The organism is Aquirufa ecclesiirivi (genome assembly GCF_011250515.1).
Taxonomy (GTDB): Bacteria; Bacteroidota; Bacteroidia; order Cytophagales; family Spirosomataceae; genus Aquirufa; species Aquirufa ecclesiirivi.
Window position 1 is genome coordinate 417,826 of record NZ_JAANOP010000002.1, and the last position, 16,135, is coordinate 433,960.

Below are 16,135 nucleotides of genomic sequence, written 5' to 3' on the forward strand. Positions count from 1 at the left end.
ACATTTTAAGGCCTATCTTTACAAAAAATTAGAAAAAGACTTCATGAATACCATTGACGCGGCAATGATTGCCATCTTAGAAAAACGCTTAGAACTCTCTAAATTGAACTATTCTGACGAAAGTTATGATGATGTAGAAGAAATTTTGCACGATTTAGAAGATGATTTTAATGAAAAATACGGTGATCAATTAGAAGAAATTCTGGAGAAAGTACACCTTAAGCATTGCCCAGAGTCCGACGTTCTTTTACCAACAGCTTACTTAGCCAAGAAATTTGTAGAAACCGAAGATGGTGGAATTGAAATAGGCAAAAAAGAAGGTGTGGAGGTGGAATGGATTGAAAATCCAGCCGTAGGTGCTAGATTGGTATTGTTGCCTTCTCCAACCCGAATTCTTTTGATGACTCCTAAAGGTATCAGTGTGGTATGGGAAAAGGAAAGCTAGAAAATTAGATTTATCTTAGACTATATCAATAATAAAAAGCCACTAGAATTAATTTCTAGTGGCTTTTTATATAGATACAAAAGGAAGAAAATACTACACCCAATCCACTCCCTTGACCAATAATTTCTGCGTTTCTAGTCCTAAAGGGTAATCTGAATAATCGTGCATATAATCCCAACTAGCCAATGGGGGTAAACTCATTAAAATAGATTCAGTTCTTCCATTCGTCTCTAATCCAAATTTAGTACCTCGGTCATGGACTAAATTAAATTCCACATATCTTCCACGACGGAGTAATTGAAATGCCTTTTCTGTTTCTCCGAATGGGCGAATGGCATTTTCCTGCATCAAATGACTATAAATTGGAACAAATGCCTCACCTATTGCCTTCACAAACTCAAAATTGGCTAATTTTTCTTCCAAATTTTTAGCCTTGATATAATCAAAAAATATCCCCCCTATTCCCCGAGTTTCTTCTCGATGTGAATTAAAAAAATAATCATCTGCCCAAGTTTTATATTTGGGGTAATACATCTTATCAAATCGATCACATACTGCCTTAATTTGTTCGTGAAACCATTTTGCTTGCTCGGGTATGATGATGTGCGGAGTTAAATCTATTCCACCACCAAACCAATGATCCCCATTGCTTAATTCAAAATACCGAACGTTCATGTGAATAATCGGAACCCAAGGATTAATAGGATGCATAACAATGGACACGCCAGAAGCAAAAAAATCGACTTCTTCTTTCATGTCTAAACTCTTCACCATTTTGGGATGCAAAGGTCCAAATACCGCTGAAAAATTAACCCCCGCTTTTTCTAAGATATTTCCATTAATTATGACACGAGATCTCCCTCCTCCACCTTCTTTACGTTTCCAATTGTCTTCTTTAAATCGACTTCCGCCATCCACTGCCTCAATACCTCGGCAGATTGAATCTTGCAAACCTTTGAAATAATCAGCTATGACTTCCTTGCGCATACTTATTGAGGAGATTGTTGATTGGTATCGGGGACTTCTGTTGGACTGCCTAACAATGAATTAAGTGAATCCAATTCCGAATCACTTACTTGAAGTGAATCAGGCAGGGTACTGTAAGAACTCTGGCAATTAAAATCTTTTTTAACTACTCGTTTATCCAGCTTATCAAATGGTACAGGTTTATACGTAGCCAATAATGGGTCATTGACCACTTTAATCATGAAACGTTTATAAATCGGCAAGGCTGTTTTAGACCCCTCTCCAAGTGCCCCCGTTCGAAAGTGAATAGAACGGTCGTCACCACCAACCCAAACACCTGAAATCAAATTATGGGTCATACCTATAAACCAGCCATCTGAGTGATTGGAAGTAGTACCCGTTTTTGCTGCAAATGCCGGGGCATAGCGATTATTCGTTGGTAGTAAAACTTCTCCTTCATTCCAAAGCAAGGAACTTCCTGTTCCTCCTTCATATACTACCCCTTCTAACATGGAACGAACCAATTGAGCCGACTCCTTTTTAATCACGCGAAAAGAAACTGGATCAAATCGTTGTAAAACCTTACCATTTTGATCTTTTATCTCTTGAACGATCATCGGTTCCACATGAATACCTTCATTGACAAAAGCCGAATAGGCTCCAATCATTTCATATAAAGACACATCAAATGAACCTAAACCTATGGATGGAACAGCTTTTAAGGGGCTCTTAATTCCCATTTTCTGAGCATAATACATGACGGTATCAGCGCCCACTTCATTGGTCAAACGCGCCGTAATGGAGTTGATGGATTTTGCTAAAGCTCTTCGAATCGGCATGGCTGAATAGGAAAATGTACCATCGGCATTCGATGGACGCCAAATTTTCTTTTCTCCTTTTTCTTCCACTTCTAACTCAAAAGGCTCATCAGTCATCATATAACATGGCGATAAATCCTTAGGACCATCAATGGCGGCCGTGTAAACAAATGGTTTGAACGTTGAACCAGGTTGTCGTTTAGATTGCTTAACGTGATCATATTTGAAATACTTAAAGTCTAAACCTCCCACCCAAGCTTTAATATGTCCTGTATAAGGATCTAAGGTCATCATGCCCGACTGTAAGAATCGCTTATAATACTGAATGGAATCATAAGCACTCATGGTCATTTGTTCTTCTCCTAAAGTAGTCCTAGAATAAACCCACATTTTGCGTTTCACATTTTTCATATAATGCATGACCGAATCAGGATTCTTGGGATATTTATTCACCAAGGCCTTATAATATTCCGTACGTTTGGCGACTGTATCAATGAAACCTGGAATTTCTTTACCATGCTCATCTACCCAAGGATTTTGTCCCGTCCAGTGATTATCAAAGGTCTTTTGAATGGAACGCATACCTGACTCAACGGCTTGTTCTGCATGTATCTGCATTCTTGAATCTATGGTGGTATAAATTTTTAAACCATCACGATACAAGTCTATTTCCATATCATTCGCTTTGGCCCACTCATTCAGATATTTGGCAATAGCTACTTTGAAATAATTACCTGTACCATCGTAAGGTGACTCTTCATTGGTATGCAACTCAATCGGCATTTTTGCCAGGGAATCATAGCTGTTTTTCTTTAAATATCCAGCTTTCACCATTTGGGCCAAAACCACATTACGGCGCTTCCAAGCCTTATTTTGCTCAATGGGTTTACCTTCATACCTCTTAGGATTGTAGGTAGTTGTAGCTTTCTGAAGGCCTACTAAAATGGCGGCTTCTTGAACATTCAATGAGTCTGGAGACGTGTTAAAATAAGTTTTGGAAGCCACTTTGATTCCGTAGGCATTGTTTCCATAATCTACCGTATTTAAGTACCAAAGGATAATTTCATCTTTGGTATAAAACCGTTCAAGCTTGATAGCAGTAACCCATTCTTTGGATTTATAGATCAATTTACTTAGTCCTGGCACATAACCGAATAAACCCGTTTTAGTAAAACTCTTTTTAGTCCGAGTTTTGAATAAATTTTTAGCTAATTGTTGAGAAATAGTACTTCCTCCTCCACGATCACCTCCTTTTACTAATCCAACTGCTACCCCAGCCCAAGCTTGAAAATCAATACCTGTATGCTCATAAAAGCGGGAATCCTCCGTGGCTACTAATGCTTGTACCAAATAAGGGGAAAGCAATTTATAATCACGTATGGGAGTTCTATTTTCAGCAAAATATTTACCTAGTAAAACTCCATCGGCAGAATAAATTTCAGAAGCTTGCGACAATTTAGGATTTTGTAATTCATCGACACCTGGCATCTCACCAGTCAACCAAAAGATATTGGTTTCGATCACAAAAAGGTAAATGAGCACATACATGACCATTTTACCTGCCACCTTCCACATAGTCACGACGGGCTTATAATAAGGTGAATTGCGATCTACATGCGCTTCATAATAAGCCTCAATCAAGCGCCATTTTGTCCGAAGAAAAAAACGGGTCATGGCCACTTGGCCGACTAACCAAGAATATTTTTTTTCACCCAGAACACGGGCTAATAAGGGCAATAAGAAAGCCGTTAAATGCTCCAATCCTTTCCAGAAAAGGCTTTTAAGCTGTTGAACGATTGCGCGAATTCGTTGTAGCATAAATGGATTGAATTATTCCGTTTCTAATTTTTCTAAGATACTCATTAAATCCGTAAAATCCCTAAAACCTGGTCTATCCTCTTGGCCTGCCGTAAGCCCAATACCTTGGATTGAACTTTGCTCCACCCATTCTTCCAAATCTTCCTCAGGCAGCTCCAATCCTAATATAACAGGATATTGAGCAGCCCAAGTTTCTATTTGAGCTTCCATTCCTTGTAAAGAATCTGGAGAATCTGCTACTAATAAAAAGTAATTTACATAGGGTGCTGCTGTAGCAAATAGAGCTGGTAAATTATCCGAATCTATGTTGACACGCATCATTTTAGGAATATCCATTTCCAATAATCGTGGCAATTGAGCCCTAGAATCGACTTCGATCCAATCTGGAGCGTAATTTTGAACAATCTCGTTCATTTGATCAGCAGAAAGACCTGAAAGTTCTGCTACGATTTCCACCCCACTTAACCAATTCCTAATTTCTTTGTATTTATTTAAAGGCATTTCATGTAAGGCAAATCCTAACCAATCAACCCCCATGCCGGCACAATAGCGAGCGTCTGAAAGGTTATCAATGGATGAAACCTTAACGCGTGTTTTTAACATCATATTCTCTTCTAAAACAATTGGCAAAACTACGGTTTAGGACGTGAATTACAAATAAAATTGACTTATTGGAGAAATAAATCACTAAATTGCGGAAAATTTCTGCAGGCTTTGAACCTGAATTGAATATGAAAACAAAAGGACGCGTTCTCGTCGCTATGAGCGGCGGCATTGACAGCTCGGTCGCAGCTGTTTTATTACACGAACAAGGATACGAGGTAATTGGCATGACCATGAAAACATGGGACTACGCTAGTTCGGGTGGAACCAAAAAAGAAACAGGTTGCTGTTCTTTAGATTCCATCAACGATGCCCGTCACATCGCTGTATCCTTGGGATTCCCACATTATATATTGGACATTCGTGAAGAATTTGGGGATTCTGTCATCGATTATTTTACCAATGAATACGTTGAAGGCCGTACTCCCAATCCCTGTGTGATGTGCAATACCCACATTAAATGGGATGCACTTTTAAGAAGAGCAGATCAATTGGGTTGTGATTTTATAGCTACGGGTCATTATGCCCAAATACGCCAAGAAAACGGCAGATATATCATTTCTAAAGGAGTGGATGCCCTAAAAGATCAAAGTTATGTGCTTTGGGGTGTTTCGCAAGATAGCCTTGCCAGAACCATTTTGCCTTTAGGACATTTAACCAAGCAACGCATCCGAGAAATGGCAACAGAGCGTGGATTTGTCGACTTAGTCAACAAGTCAGAAAGCTATGAAATCTGTTTTGTTCCTGATAATGATTACCGTGGTTTTCTAAAACGACGTTTACCTGAATTGGAAGAGGCAGTACATGGTGGAAATTTCGTGGATCAAGCAGGAAAAATCATCGGTAAACATGAAGGCTATCCATTTTACACCATTGGACAAAGAAAAGGCCTAGGTAAAGCCTTTGGATTCCCTGCCTTTGTCACAGAAATACGGAAAGAGACGAATGAGGTGGTGATTGGGCATTTAGAGGATTTAAATAGAACAGGTATGTACGTTGGTCAATTGAACCTACAGAAATACGCAGAAATACCTGAAGGAGGCTTAGAAACCATCACCAAAGTTCGCTACAAAGATCCTGGGACTGAGGCTAAAATTGAGCAATTTCAAGGGAAAATCAAGGTCGAATTTCACGATGAAGTTTCAGGAATTGCTCCTGGGCAAGCAGCGGTGTTTTATGAAGGCGATGATGTCATTGGTGGCGGTTGGATTTTAAAATCCTTCCAAAAAGGTAGCGTATTTGAAAATATTCAATCTTTTGACCTATGAAAAATGCATGTATCCTTGGGTTTTTGATCCTACTTTTTACAGAAATCAATCTAGCCCAATCTACGAAAAACTATCCCAAAGCAGATATTAGCTTTTTGGTCATAGGAGATTTCGGTCGACATGGTGAATACAACCAAAAAGAAGTGGCTAAACAAATGGCAATTACTGGAACTGAAGCCGACATTGATTTCATCATTACCACAGGTGACAATATTTATCCCAAAGGCGTAGCAAGTCCCTTAGATCCAGCTTGGAAAAGCAGTTTTGAAGATATCTATGTGGGTCATAGCCTACATGTCAATTGGTATCCTGTATTAGGAAACCATGATTATGCGGGCAACCCACAAGCAGAAATCGATTATTCTCAAATCAGCAGAAGATGGAATATGCCAGCGCGTTATTATTCCAAAACCTATAAATTATCGGATGGTAGTCAATTGCTCATCGCATTTTTAGATACCTCTCCCTTTGAACTGGGCTATTACCAAGATGAAGATGAACCATTCAGAACCCAAGTGGCTTCCCAAGATACCAGTGCACAAAAAAAGTGGTTTTCTGATTTAATGACTAGTTCCAAAGCCCAATGGAAAATTGCGGTGGGTCATCACCCATTAGTAACTTCGGGCCCACGGATGGACAGGAAAAACCATGTAGCAAACTCATGGCAATCCTTATTGGAAAAGGTTGGAGTTGATTTTTATTTGGCTGGACACGAACATCATTTGGAATACAATCAACTTAGTCCAAAACTGAATCACTTGATTTCAGGAGCAGGAAGTAAAATAACAGCATTGAAATCGACAGATAAAGCCAAATTTGCAAAATCCAGTAATGGATTTGCTGCATTTTTCATTCAACCAAAAGTTTTGGAATTCCAATTTATAGATGATAAAGGGAATACGATTTTCAGTCAGCAAATCAAAAAATAGACATGTCAAGCATGCTAGCCCTTACAGTAACATTGACATATATCAATTTGAAAAAAAATTAAAAATTAACGTTAAAAAATTAATTTTAGCTGCTAGGTTCGTAAATTACCATGGATAATGGGTACATCTAACCATATCATTTTAACCATTTAACTTGTTATAAAATTGAAATTTATACCCAAAATAAGATTTAAAGAGGATCTCAAAATGGAAGGTTTTGAGAGTATTGATTTACAAGAATTTTCCAAGCGAGATTGGAATAACTTGGAACAAAACTCTCCCTTTTACCCACATCGATTAGATTTTTTTATCCTTTTAATCATTACAAAAGGTTCTGTACGACATAAAGTTGATTTAAAAGAATTCTTAGTGCAAGAAAATGAATGTTTGATTATTTCTCCCAATCAAATTCATGCCCTAAATACTGAATCTGAATACCATGGTCATATGTTTCTTTTCACCAAAGAATACTTAATGAACTATTTTACGCCAAATACGTATTTTTATATTTCTCAATTATTCAATTACCATCTATTTAATCCTGTTTATCAGTTAGATCAATGCATGATGGATTATGCGGGAAGAGTAGCTTCAGAATACGTTTACAGCCCTTATGTACTTAAAAACCAAATTATTTCATCCCTATTTTCCATCATTCTTTACAAATTAAATAATAGAAACTTACTTCTTCAATCCATCCAAAACTCCAAGCAAGGTTTTGATTTATTTGAAAAATTCAAAAACTTAATTGAAGAAGAATACCACAACAGTAGGAATGTGAATGATTATGCAGACAAAATGAATATCTCCTATAAACACCTCAATGAGATTTCTAAGAGATTTACGAATAGAACTGCCAAGGAGTTTTTAGATGATTACATTATCCTTGAAATCAAGAGAAAACTTAGCTCTACTAGCCTTTCGGTCAAGGAAATTTGCTTCAATATTGGCTTTGACGAACCAACTAATTTAATTAAATATTTTAAGAAAGCTACTGGAATCACTCCGCTTGAATTTAGATCACAGAACAAATAAGGTTTCATATTTACCATGAACAGTCATAAATTAACCTTTGGGTAACAATAAATTTTGATGAATTTTGTTGAGTTATAATTTAGGAATAAGTCTATTTATGATATTGAGTAAGTCATTGATAGTTAAAATATTATTTAATTCCGCCTTTTAATTACCAAATCCTGTGTTCATATAATAAGGTGTAAACATGAACTTGTTTACACCTTTCTTTTTATACCCTATTTACCTTCTTCCAGCATTTCTTTGGGTACTTTTCTATTTCGTTCCATTTGAATAATTTCTACATCAAATATTCTGGATCCATCTATTTTGAGCTGTATAGCTGTCTGTATAGGATGAAAACCATGCTGACCTGCTGCACCTGGATTTATAAAGAGCATGTTATTTCTTTTGATATCTCGCTTGACTTGTAAAATATGAGAATGTCCACAAACAAAGATTTGGGGAATACCTTGAGAAAATGCCTCATAAGCATCAGGTTTGTAGGAAGATGGTGCTCCAGCAATATGCGTCATGGCAATATTGACTTCTTCGCAACGAAAACGCATAATTTTAGGGTACATATTACGGATGGTTCGATCATCTATATTCCCATACACGCCCGCTATTGGTTTTTTGTAAGCAATTAATTGATCAGCTAGTTGTACAGAGCCCCAATCACCAGCATGCCATATCTGATCACAGGATTCTACATGAGGGAGCAACCTAGGATCTAAATAGGAATGCGTATCCGAAATGATCAATATTTTCTTCACCCTACTCAGCCCTTATATTTTTTTTGACAGAAATCAATAATTTATCTGAAATTAAGCTATTGGCTAGCCAAGCTTTTTTCTCAGCTTGAAAGGCAAGCAACAGCTCCTTGTTTATCTGAGTATTTGAATTCACCCAACTAGGAGAACCAGAATCTTTATATGCTGAATACCAAAATGAGGCTACTCGGTGAGCTGAAACCAACATACGGTCCTGTACCTTATCGCCCAATCGATGGCCATAAGCTTGAATAAATTCTTTGGTGTAATAATTTAAGGTTCTGCCATTTCTCACTACCTGCATATGTTTCTTTTCTACACCTACGGCTGCCGTTACTTCCTTTTCTACTTGAAAAAGTTCAGGCAACATGGCATGAGATTCCATTAAAATCTCAAAAATAAAGTCCTGAGGTTTGGCGATATACACCAATGGCTTTGATTGGTATTTGGCTAATTGATATTGCGACAATTGCTCCTCAGGAACCAAACTTTCCCAAAGTGCATGTAAGCCTTTTTGACCCGTCAATTGTCCATCATGATTTTTAGTGGTATGCAGTGGAACATGAGCATCTGCCACATAGTGACCAAGATCTGCGGCATAAAACAATACCGAATCTTTCATTTCCTTTTTAAAGGCATTAACTAATTTTCCATAAACACGAACTACCTCCCAAGGTACTAAACCTTCCTTACGAAGCGAATCCAAACCATATTTAGCCACGGCGGCAGAATATTCATGAGGAATATCGGTTTTGTAATTTGATCCAAAAATGGCTGCATCCATATCCAAATAATGCTTTACATCTTCGGTTTTATCTTCATTTCTTCGCACATCTGGTCGAACAGATTGATTCACTAAATAGTCTTGATTTGCAAAAAAATAAGTTCCAAGCGGATCCGGTAAAGCATAAATAGACACTTGCTGTAAGGTTTTATGCGCTAAAAAACCCCATGAAGAGATGAATAGGGTAAAAGGAATAAACAATAAAAATAAATACTTAGGATTTTTCATCTTGAATTTGTTGAATGAATGATTTGGGGGATTTCCCATATTGTTTTTTAAAGGCACGCGTAAAATAAGCAGGATCATTAAATCCCACTTGGTATGCTACTTCGGATATATTAAACTCAGAATTTTCTAACAATAATTTAGCCTGCTGCAAACGAATAGATCGAATAAACTCGTTTCCAGCCAAAGATGTTAGATTTTTAAGTTTACGATACAACTGCATTTTGCTCATATCTAAGCCCTTTTCTAAATCATCCACGTCAAACTCTGCGACAGAAAGATGATCGATGACCAACTGGGTGGCTTTTTGCAAAAAAGGATCTTCATAAACAGGCGGTTTCCCTTCACTAAGCCCTTGTTGAATGATCTGCTTTTGCCAGTTTTTGCGCATTCTTTCCTTAGTCTCCAGCAATTTATTCACACGAATTTCTAAAATATCCGCGTTAAATGGCTTTGATACAAAATCATCAGCCCCGGCTTGCATGCCTTCAATCTGGCTTTCATGAGAACTCTTGGAAGTTAAAATCAACAAAGGAATGTGATTGGTCTTCGGATTTTGTCGTAAGGCCCTACACAAATTTACCCCACTCATCCCAGGCATCATCCAGTCGGTAATTACTACATCAGGAATAAACTTCAGAGCCATTTCTAATGCTTCCTCGCCCCTTTCGGCTTGAATAATCTGGAATCTATTCTTGAAAATATCAGAGATAAACAGACGCATCTCTGCATGATCATCTACAACCATCAGTATTTGTCTTTCTTGTTCAATCTCTAACTCATTAAGATTTTTGATGGCCGATATTGGCTCATTTGAAGGAAATATACTGTATGAATGTATCCAAGATGGGTCAAAGTCGTTTTTAGTCACAGGGAATTCAATACAAAAATCACTTCCTTTCCCTAATTCACTAGTCACTTGAATATGCCCCAAATGTAGTTCCATTAATTCTTTGCATAAGGAAAGCCCCACACCTGTTCCTACTCGACCTATGGAATCTGGCACTTGATAAAAACGATCAAAGATATGAGGTAAATGAGTTGAATCTATTCCTTTACCAGTATCCAATACATGGATTTTCACTTCTTGTACTTCTTCTGAATCCGCCTTGAATTGCTTCACCAAATCCATCCTTAGTGCGATTGTACCATCCTCTGGCGTATGTTTAAAGGCGTTAGAAAGCAAATTGCTGATACATTTTTCAATAATATCTGCATCATAAAAGACAAACAATGAATCCATGGGAGCTGTCCATTTCAACTTGATTTGTTTTTGTATAGCATAAGTCTCGAATCCTTGCAAAATACCATTCACTTGTAAAATCAAATCATGCTGAGCAATAACAGGCTGCTGTTTTCCCGCTTCAATTTTAGACAAATCCAATAATTGATTGATCAGATGTAAGAGTTTTTGGGCATTTTGATAAATGGCCAAAACCCGTGATTTCTGCTCTTTGTTAGCCTGGGTATTATTTAAAAAATATTTCTCTAACGGACTGATAATCAACGTTAATGGTGTTCTTAATTCATGAGAAATATTGGTAAAGAAATGCGTTTTAACTTGTTCCAATTCGCGAATACGTTCTTTTTCTATTTCTTTCATCCGCAGATCCGTTTTAAATGCCTCGCGGATACGAACTTCACGCATAAAACCAAAAACCATTCCTAACAAGATCAAAGTATACAATCCATAAGCCCACCAAGTTCTATACCAAGGCGGTAAAACGGTAATTTTTAACTCGAAGGGTTTCTCTCCCCATACCCCATCTGAATTGGTTGCCTTTACTTTAAAAATATAATCTCCTGGATTTAAATTGGTGTAAGTGGCAGTACGCTGTGTTCCAACCTCATTCCATTCTTTATCAAAACCATCTAAATAATAGGCATATCGGTTATTTTTGGGCCTTTGGTATTCCAATGCCACGAAATCAAGACTAAAAACCGTTTGATCTGGTTGAAGAATTAAGTGCTTGGTTAGCAGGATATCTTTCTCTAATGGGGAATTCTCCTCTCCCACTTTAACCGGTTTATTAAATATTTTTAAACCTGTCAAATAAATAGGAGGAATATCCATTTTCATCCTCAAACTATCTGCCTTGATGTAGTTTAGGCCATTAGCTCCTCCAAAAAATAACCAGTCTTTGGAATTTTGTCCATAAGCTTGGGCTAAGAACTCTTTACCTTGAAGACCGTCTAATTCATTAAAATTGACAAATTTAAGCGTCTTAGCATTCATTTTAGAAATTCCACCATTGGTACTTATCCAAAGATTTCCTTGTTTATCTTCCATCATACTTCTCAAAGTATTGGAAGCTAAACCATCAGCCACGGTAAAATTTCGAAAGCCTTTTCCTGGTCCTAAAAACAAATGCAATCCACCTCCATTGGTCAACACCCAAATCCGTTTATTCCGATCTTGGAATATTTTGGTAATGTTGTTGTAGCGAATCCCATTGACTAATCCATTTTTTTCAATGTGGGTCAACTGTTTAGAACTTATGTTGTAGATATAAATTCCAAAACCCGTGGTACCTATCCAAATTTGCTTGTTTTCATCTACTAAAAGACTCGATATATTTTTAGCAACAAAATTTTTAACTCCTAAAGCGGGATATGGGATTCTGTATTTTTTGCTGGAAATATCAAATTCAATGACTCCTAATCCAGCTGTTCCTAGCAATAATTTATCCCCCATTAAATTCATGGCAGTTAAATTGGCAGCACGATTACCCAATTGATAAGGATAGGCTATTTGCTTTCTTTGAGGAGTTAAATTGATCAGACCATGCCCCCAAACACCTATCCATAAATTACCTTCTGTATCAGACTGCAAAATATTGACATCAAAATCCGCCACGGGATTTAATTTATTGACCCCAGCATTATTAACAATGTGATCAATTTTCCCTGTTTTGTAATTGAAATACGATAAACCCACATTCAAACCAATCCAAACTCCATTAGGGTCCGTTTTACTGGCACTAATCGCGGTCACCTTATTACTTAACAGGCCTTGTAAAGTATTAGGTTTATACCGTAAAATGGAAAATCGTGGTTTTTGAAAAAAAGCAATATTTAAACCTGCTTCCCAAGTTCCCACCCAGGTATTTAGGTTCGCGTCGGTAAATAGACTGGTCACTGAAAATGAACTAATCCCTAAATCGGGATCTGGGTTAGACGATATTTGATAATAGGAAGAAAAGACTTCCTTATTTAATACATAAACACCATTATCCGTACCTATCCACAAATTCTGATAGGCGTCTTTGGTTAAACTAGTAACAATATTCTGCCTACTTAATGGGTTTGATGCATTATAAAAAACTCGTGCAAAACGCTGATTTTGAGGATTAAAACGGAATAGTCCGCGCCCTTCTGTACCTACAAGGATATCTCCATTCGATGATTCGTTAATAACACGAACCCGATAATCAGGCGTATTATTGTTTTCTGCCAATTTAAAAGGTAAATAAGACCTTGGTCCCAAACGAGAGATCAATAAACCTGTTCTGGTTCCAAGCCAGATAGACCCTTTGGAATGTCGATAAATCCTCACGACATCGGCCATCATAGGGTTTTTTACATCTGATTCACTGGCAATCAATTTGTTTTCCCGTGTATCATAAATTAATATGCCTAATCCAGTGGCAGAAACCATGACACGGTGATTCCCTAAATTCAAAATAGATGAAACCGTCATGGATGAAAAATCTTCACCATTGGGTCCCTTACTAAATCGATATACTTTACCTGTTGCTAAGTCGATTTTATTTAATCCAGCATTACGAGTACCTGCCCACATATTGCCTTCATCATCTTCACACATAGTGAAAATATCGCTACCACTGAGCGTGGTAGAATCTGAAGGGTCGCTTCGGAATACAACAAAATTATTCCCATCATAGCGATTTAGGCCGTCGGAAGTAGCAAACCAAAGGAAACCTTTTTTATCCTGAATAATTTTGGAGATGGTACTTTGCGACAATCCAGAGGCCGTAGTCAAACGTTCATATCGCTGACTTTTCTGAGCCAACAAAAGATGATTGACACTTAATAATAAAATCAAGAAAAGGCGAAAATGTCGTTTCAAGAGAATAATTGTGCAGGATAGTAAAAACTAAAATTAGAAAATTATTCCCGAATCCTGAGCTGATTTATCCCTTATTGGAATAAAAGCTTGTATCAAAATAGCTCTCCAAAGACTGATTAAAAGGTAAATTTTACCGTTAAAATCTTTCAAAATGCCCATTCTGCAAGATATATCCTGATATATGAAAGATTTGTCCTAAAGTATCCAAGCAATGAAACTTAATTTTGAACACGATTTAAGACAAAATAATTTAGTTTTTGTCCTAAAGCTTCTCCATCTATTAAAATTTACCTGAATCAAATTATGAATAAATCATTTGTTTCGTTTTCTGGCAGAAATTTTGACAATAAATTGCCGAAATACCAGCAATTAATTAATTCACTTCTTCAAGATATTGAGATGGGAGAATTGAAGCCAGGAGAGCGGCTTCCATCCATCAATGAAGCTTCAGAAGAATGTTACTTGTCCAGAGATACAGTAGAAAGAGCCTACACCGAATTACACAAAATGGGAGCCATTACTTCCATTTTCAGAAAAGGATATTTCATTTCTAATTCTTCCTTGAAACTAAAAACAAAAGTGATGTTTTTAGTTGGTAAAATTACCGATACAAATAAAGCCATCTTCAATTCATTCAATGAGGCGGTAGGTAAAAATGTACTTGTAGATATTTTTACGTATCAATACAAGACGCGCCAATTTCAAGAAATTTTAGGTCAGCAGTTGGGTAATTACCACTATTATGTCATTATGCCACATTTGATTGAAGAGGAAGAGGAGAACATCAAGTGTTTAAAGAAAATTGCGGGAGATCGATTGATCTTATTGGACCAACAATTTGAAAGCATACAAAATACGCATGCGAGTATTGTTTGTCATCCCAAATCACAAATCATTCAAGAGTTTACCAACCATACAAACCTGTTTCAAAAATACCGTTGCTTAAATCTCGTGCTTACCGAAGAAGAATACTTCGATGCGGAATTTATCAATGGCTGTGGAGATTTCTGTGAATCCATCAACATGGATTTTAAAGTATTGGATGGTCTGGACGGAGAAGAATTAAACCAAGGTGAATTGTACTTCACGTTAGATGATTCCGACTTAATTCAGGCCATCAAATACGCAGATAAGCAAAACTGGAAATTAGGACAAGATATGGGAATCATTTCCTACAATGATCAAGGATATAAAGAAATATTATCAGGAGGAATCACCGTACTTTCCAATCAACCTGAGAAAATCGGTCGAAGAGCAGCAGCCCTTATTGGAGAAAGCTATAAGACTACAGAAGAAATTGATCTACAATTGATCGTAAGACTATCACTTTAGGGTTTAATTTTGTGGAAACGGGTCATGAAATTCATGACTCGTTTTTTTTATTTACATAATTTATGTTTCGTTGTAGGCCTGTAATTTTAGTCCTTTTAATGGCTGAATAATGAAATAGTTCTTTAAATACCTCTTCCGACAAAGATTCCCAATCTCCCCTTTCCATCGCTAAGAATGCAGGTTTCGCTTCCAACCTGGGTTCTTGATGTGCTTTGGAAAAGCGATTCCAAGGACAAACATCTTGGCAAATATCACATCCAAAAACCCAATCTTGGAAATCCGATTTCATCGATGCAGGAATACCTTCTTTCAATTCAATGGTAAAATAGGAGATACATTTTGAACCATCTACCCAATATGGGCTTAAAGCATCAGTAGGACAAGCGTCAATACATCGGGTACAGGTCCCACAGAAATCCTTAATGGGTCCGTCAGGTTCAGCAGGTAGGTCAATTAGTAATTCTGCAATAAAATAAAAACTACCTTGTTTCGGTATAATCAAGTTACCATTTTTACCCATCCAGCCTAAACCCGATTTTTTTGCCCAAGCTTTTTCTAAAACAGGAGCTGAATCTACAAACATTCGACCCGAAATTTCACCTAAATCCTCCTGGAGCTTATCCCACAAAATTTGCATTTTATCCTTTACCACCCGGTGGTAATCTTCACCATAGGCATATTTGGAAATCTTAAAATGATGATTTAATGGTATAAGTTCTGGACTAGGAAAATAATTGAATACTAAAGAAACCACTGTCTGACAGCCCTCTACTAATTTTCTAGGATCTAAACGCTTATCAAAATGATTAGCCATATAAGCCATTTCTCCCTGCAATCCTTGATTTAACCAAGCCTCCAAACGAGGAGCTTCTTCTTCTAAAAAGTCAGCCTTGGATATTCCACAAAAAGAAAAACCCACTTCAAAGGCGCGATTTTTAATTAATGAAGAAACTTGTTTGGGATCTCGTGTCATATTCCTAAAATTACGAAGATGCCTTATCTCTGCCAAACTGTCATAAAATACTTTTTGGCTTATGATTTGCGAGGCTATGAAAGCGTATTAATTTTGC

12 protein-coding genes are annotated in these 16,135 nt (G+C 37.1%); 5 read left to right on the forward strand and 7 right to left on the reverse strand.

Annotated features, from left to right (window positions below):
- Nucleotides 1-43 precede the first annotated feature (43 nt).
- The gene (locus G9H65_RS05160; protein WP_166374260.1) at nt 44-445 is read left to right on the forward strand and encodes a hypothetical protein; all 402 of its coding nucleotides are present in this window, start codon (nt 44-46) and stop codon (nt 443-445) included.
- 93 nt (nt 446-538) lie between these two features.
- Here G9H65_RS05160 and hemF read toward each other — a convergent pair whose 3' ends face one another.
- Genes hemF through G9H65_RS05175 form a run of 3 tightly spaced genes read right to left on the reverse strand, consistent with a single transcriptional unit; the run spans nt 539 to nt 4,653 of the window.
- Complete coding sequence (hemF, locus tag G9H65_RS05165) at nt 539-1,432, reverse strand: oxygen-dependent coproporphyrinogen oxidase (protein ID WP_166374261.1); 894 nt, start codon at nt 1,430-1,432, stop codon at nt 539-541.
- A gap of 2 nt (nt 1,433-1,434) precedes the next feature.
- The gene (locus G9H65_RS05170) at nt 1,435-4,047 is read right to left on the reverse strand and encodes a transglycosylase domain-containing protein (protein ID WP_166374262.1); all 2,613 of its coding nucleotides are present in this window, start codon (nt 4,045-4,047) and stop codon (nt 1,435-1,437) included.
- A gap of 12 nt (nt 4,048-4,059) precedes the next feature.
- A complete protein-coding gene (locus tag G9H65_RS05175; RefSeq protein WP_166374263.1) occupies nt 4,060-4,653 on the reverse strand; it encodes a beta/alpha barrel domain-containing protein in 594 nt (197 codons plus the stop codon).
- A 125-nt stretch (nt 4,654-4,778) separates the two neighbouring features.
- Between G9H65_RS05175 and mnmA the strand changes: the two genes are divergently transcribed.
- From mnmA to G9H65_RS05190, 3 genes are all read left to right on the forward strand, one after another.
- Nucleotides 4,779-5,918, forward strand: a complete 1,140-nt coding sequence (mnmA, locus tag G9H65_RS05180; RefSeq protein ID WP_166374264.1) for a tRNA 2-thiouridine(34) synthase MnmA — start codon at nt 4,779-4,781, stop codon at nt 5,916-5,918.
- Entirely contained in the window at nt 5,915-6,847 is a 933-nt protein-coding gene (locus G9H65_RS05185) for a metallophosphoesterase (RefSeq protein WP_166374265.1), read from the forward strand. Before mnmA ends, G9H65_RS05185 begins: the two co-directional genes overlap by 4 nt.
- Nucleotides 6,848-7,054: 207 nt before the next feature.
- Nucleotides 7,055-7,882, forward strand: a complete 828-nt coding sequence (locus G9H65_RS05190; protein WP_166374266.1) for a helix-turn-helix domain-containing protein — start codon at nt 7,055-7,057, stop codon at nt 7,880-7,882.
- 218 nt (nt 7,883-8,100) lie between these two features.
- Here the strand turns inward: G9H65_RS05190 and G9H65_RS05195 are convergent, their stop codons facing one another.
- Genes G9H65_RS05195 through G9H65_RS05205 form a run of 3 tightly spaced genes read right to left on the reverse strand, consistent with a single transcriptional unit; the run spans nt 8,101 to nt 13,709 of the window.
- Nucleotides 8,101-8,637 (reverse strand): metallophosphoesterase family protein, encoded by a 537-nt coding sequence (locus tag G9H65_RS05195; RefSeq protein ID WP_166374267.1) that lies wholly within the window; start codon nt 8,635-8,637, stop codon nt 8,101-8,103.
- 1 nt (nt 8,638) lies between these two features.
- On the reverse strand, nt 8,639-9,646 hold the full coding sequence (locus tag G9H65_RS05200) for a zinc dependent phospholipase C family protein (protein WP_166374268.1): 1,008 nt from the start codon (nt 9,644-9,646) through the stop codon (nt 8,639-8,641).
- Nucleotides 9,633-13,709, reverse strand: coding sequence for a hybrid sensor histidine kinase/response regulator transcription factor (locus G9H65_RS05205; protein WP_166374269.1), 4,077 nt, complete (start codon nt 13,707-13,709; stop codon nt 9,633-9,635). The genes G9H65_RS05200 and G9H65_RS05205 overlap by 14 nt, the downstream gene beginning before the upstream one ends.
- Nucleotides 13,710-14,036: 327 nt before the next feature.
- Between G9H65_RS05205 and G9H65_RS05210 the strand changes: the two genes are divergently transcribed.
- Nucleotides 14,037-15,065 (forward strand): GntR family transcriptional regulator, encoded by a 1,029-nt coding sequence (locus G9H65_RS05210; protein ID WP_166374270.1) that lies wholly within the window; start codon nt 14,037-14,039, stop codon nt 15,063-15,065.
- A gap of 31 nt (nt 15,066-15,096) precedes the next feature.
- On the opposite strand, the gene queG is transcribed toward G9H65_RS05210, so the two are convergent.
- Nucleotides 15,097-16,038 (reverse strand): tRNA epoxyqueuosine(34) reductase QueG, encoded by a 942-nt coding sequence (gene queG, locus G9H65_RS05215; RefSeq protein ID WP_166374271.1) that lies wholly within the window; start codon nt 16,036-16,038, stop codon nt 15,097-15,099.
- Between the last annotated feature and the right edge of the window lie 97 nt (nt 16,039-16,135).

Coding starts and splice junctions, on each gene's coding strand:
- G9H65_RS05160 (WP_166374260.1), top strand. CDS start 44: ATGAATACCATTGACGCGGCAATGATTGCCATCTTAGAAAAACGCTTA.
- hemF (WP_166374261.1), bottom strand. CDS start 1,432: ATGCGCAAGGAAGTCATAGCTGATTATTTCAAAGGTTTGCAAGATTCA.
- G9H65_RS05170 (WP_166374262.1), bottom strand. CDS start 4,047: ATGCTACAACGAATTCGCGCAATCGTTCAACAGCTTAAAAGCCTTTTC.
- G9H65_RS05175 (WP_166374263.1), bottom strand. CDS start 4,653: ATGATGTTAAAAACACGCGTTAAGGTTTCATCCATTGATAACCTTTCA.
- mnmA (WP_166374264.1), top strand. CDS start 4,779: ATGAAAACAAAAGGACGCGTTCTCGTCGCTATGAGCGGCGGCATTGAC.
- G9H65_RS05185 (WP_166374265.1), top strand. CDS start 5,915: ATGAAAAATGCATGTATCCTTGGGTTTTTGATCCTACTTTTTACAGAA.
- G9H65_RS05190 (WP_166374266.1), top strand. CDS start 7,055: ATGGAAGGTTTTGAGAGTATTGATTTACAAGAATTTTCCAAGCGAGAT.
- G9H65_RS05200 (WP_166374268.1), bottom strand. CDS start 9,646: ATGAAAAATCCTAAGTATTTATTTTTATTGTTTATTCCTTTTACCCTA.
- G9H65_RS05210 (WP_166374270.1), top strand. CDS start 14,037: ATGAATAAATCATTTGTTTCGTTTTCTGGCAGAAATTTTGACAATAAA.
- queG (WP_166374271.1), bottom strand. CDS start 16,038: ATGACACGAGATCCCAAACAAGTTTCTTCATTAATTAAAAATCGCGCC.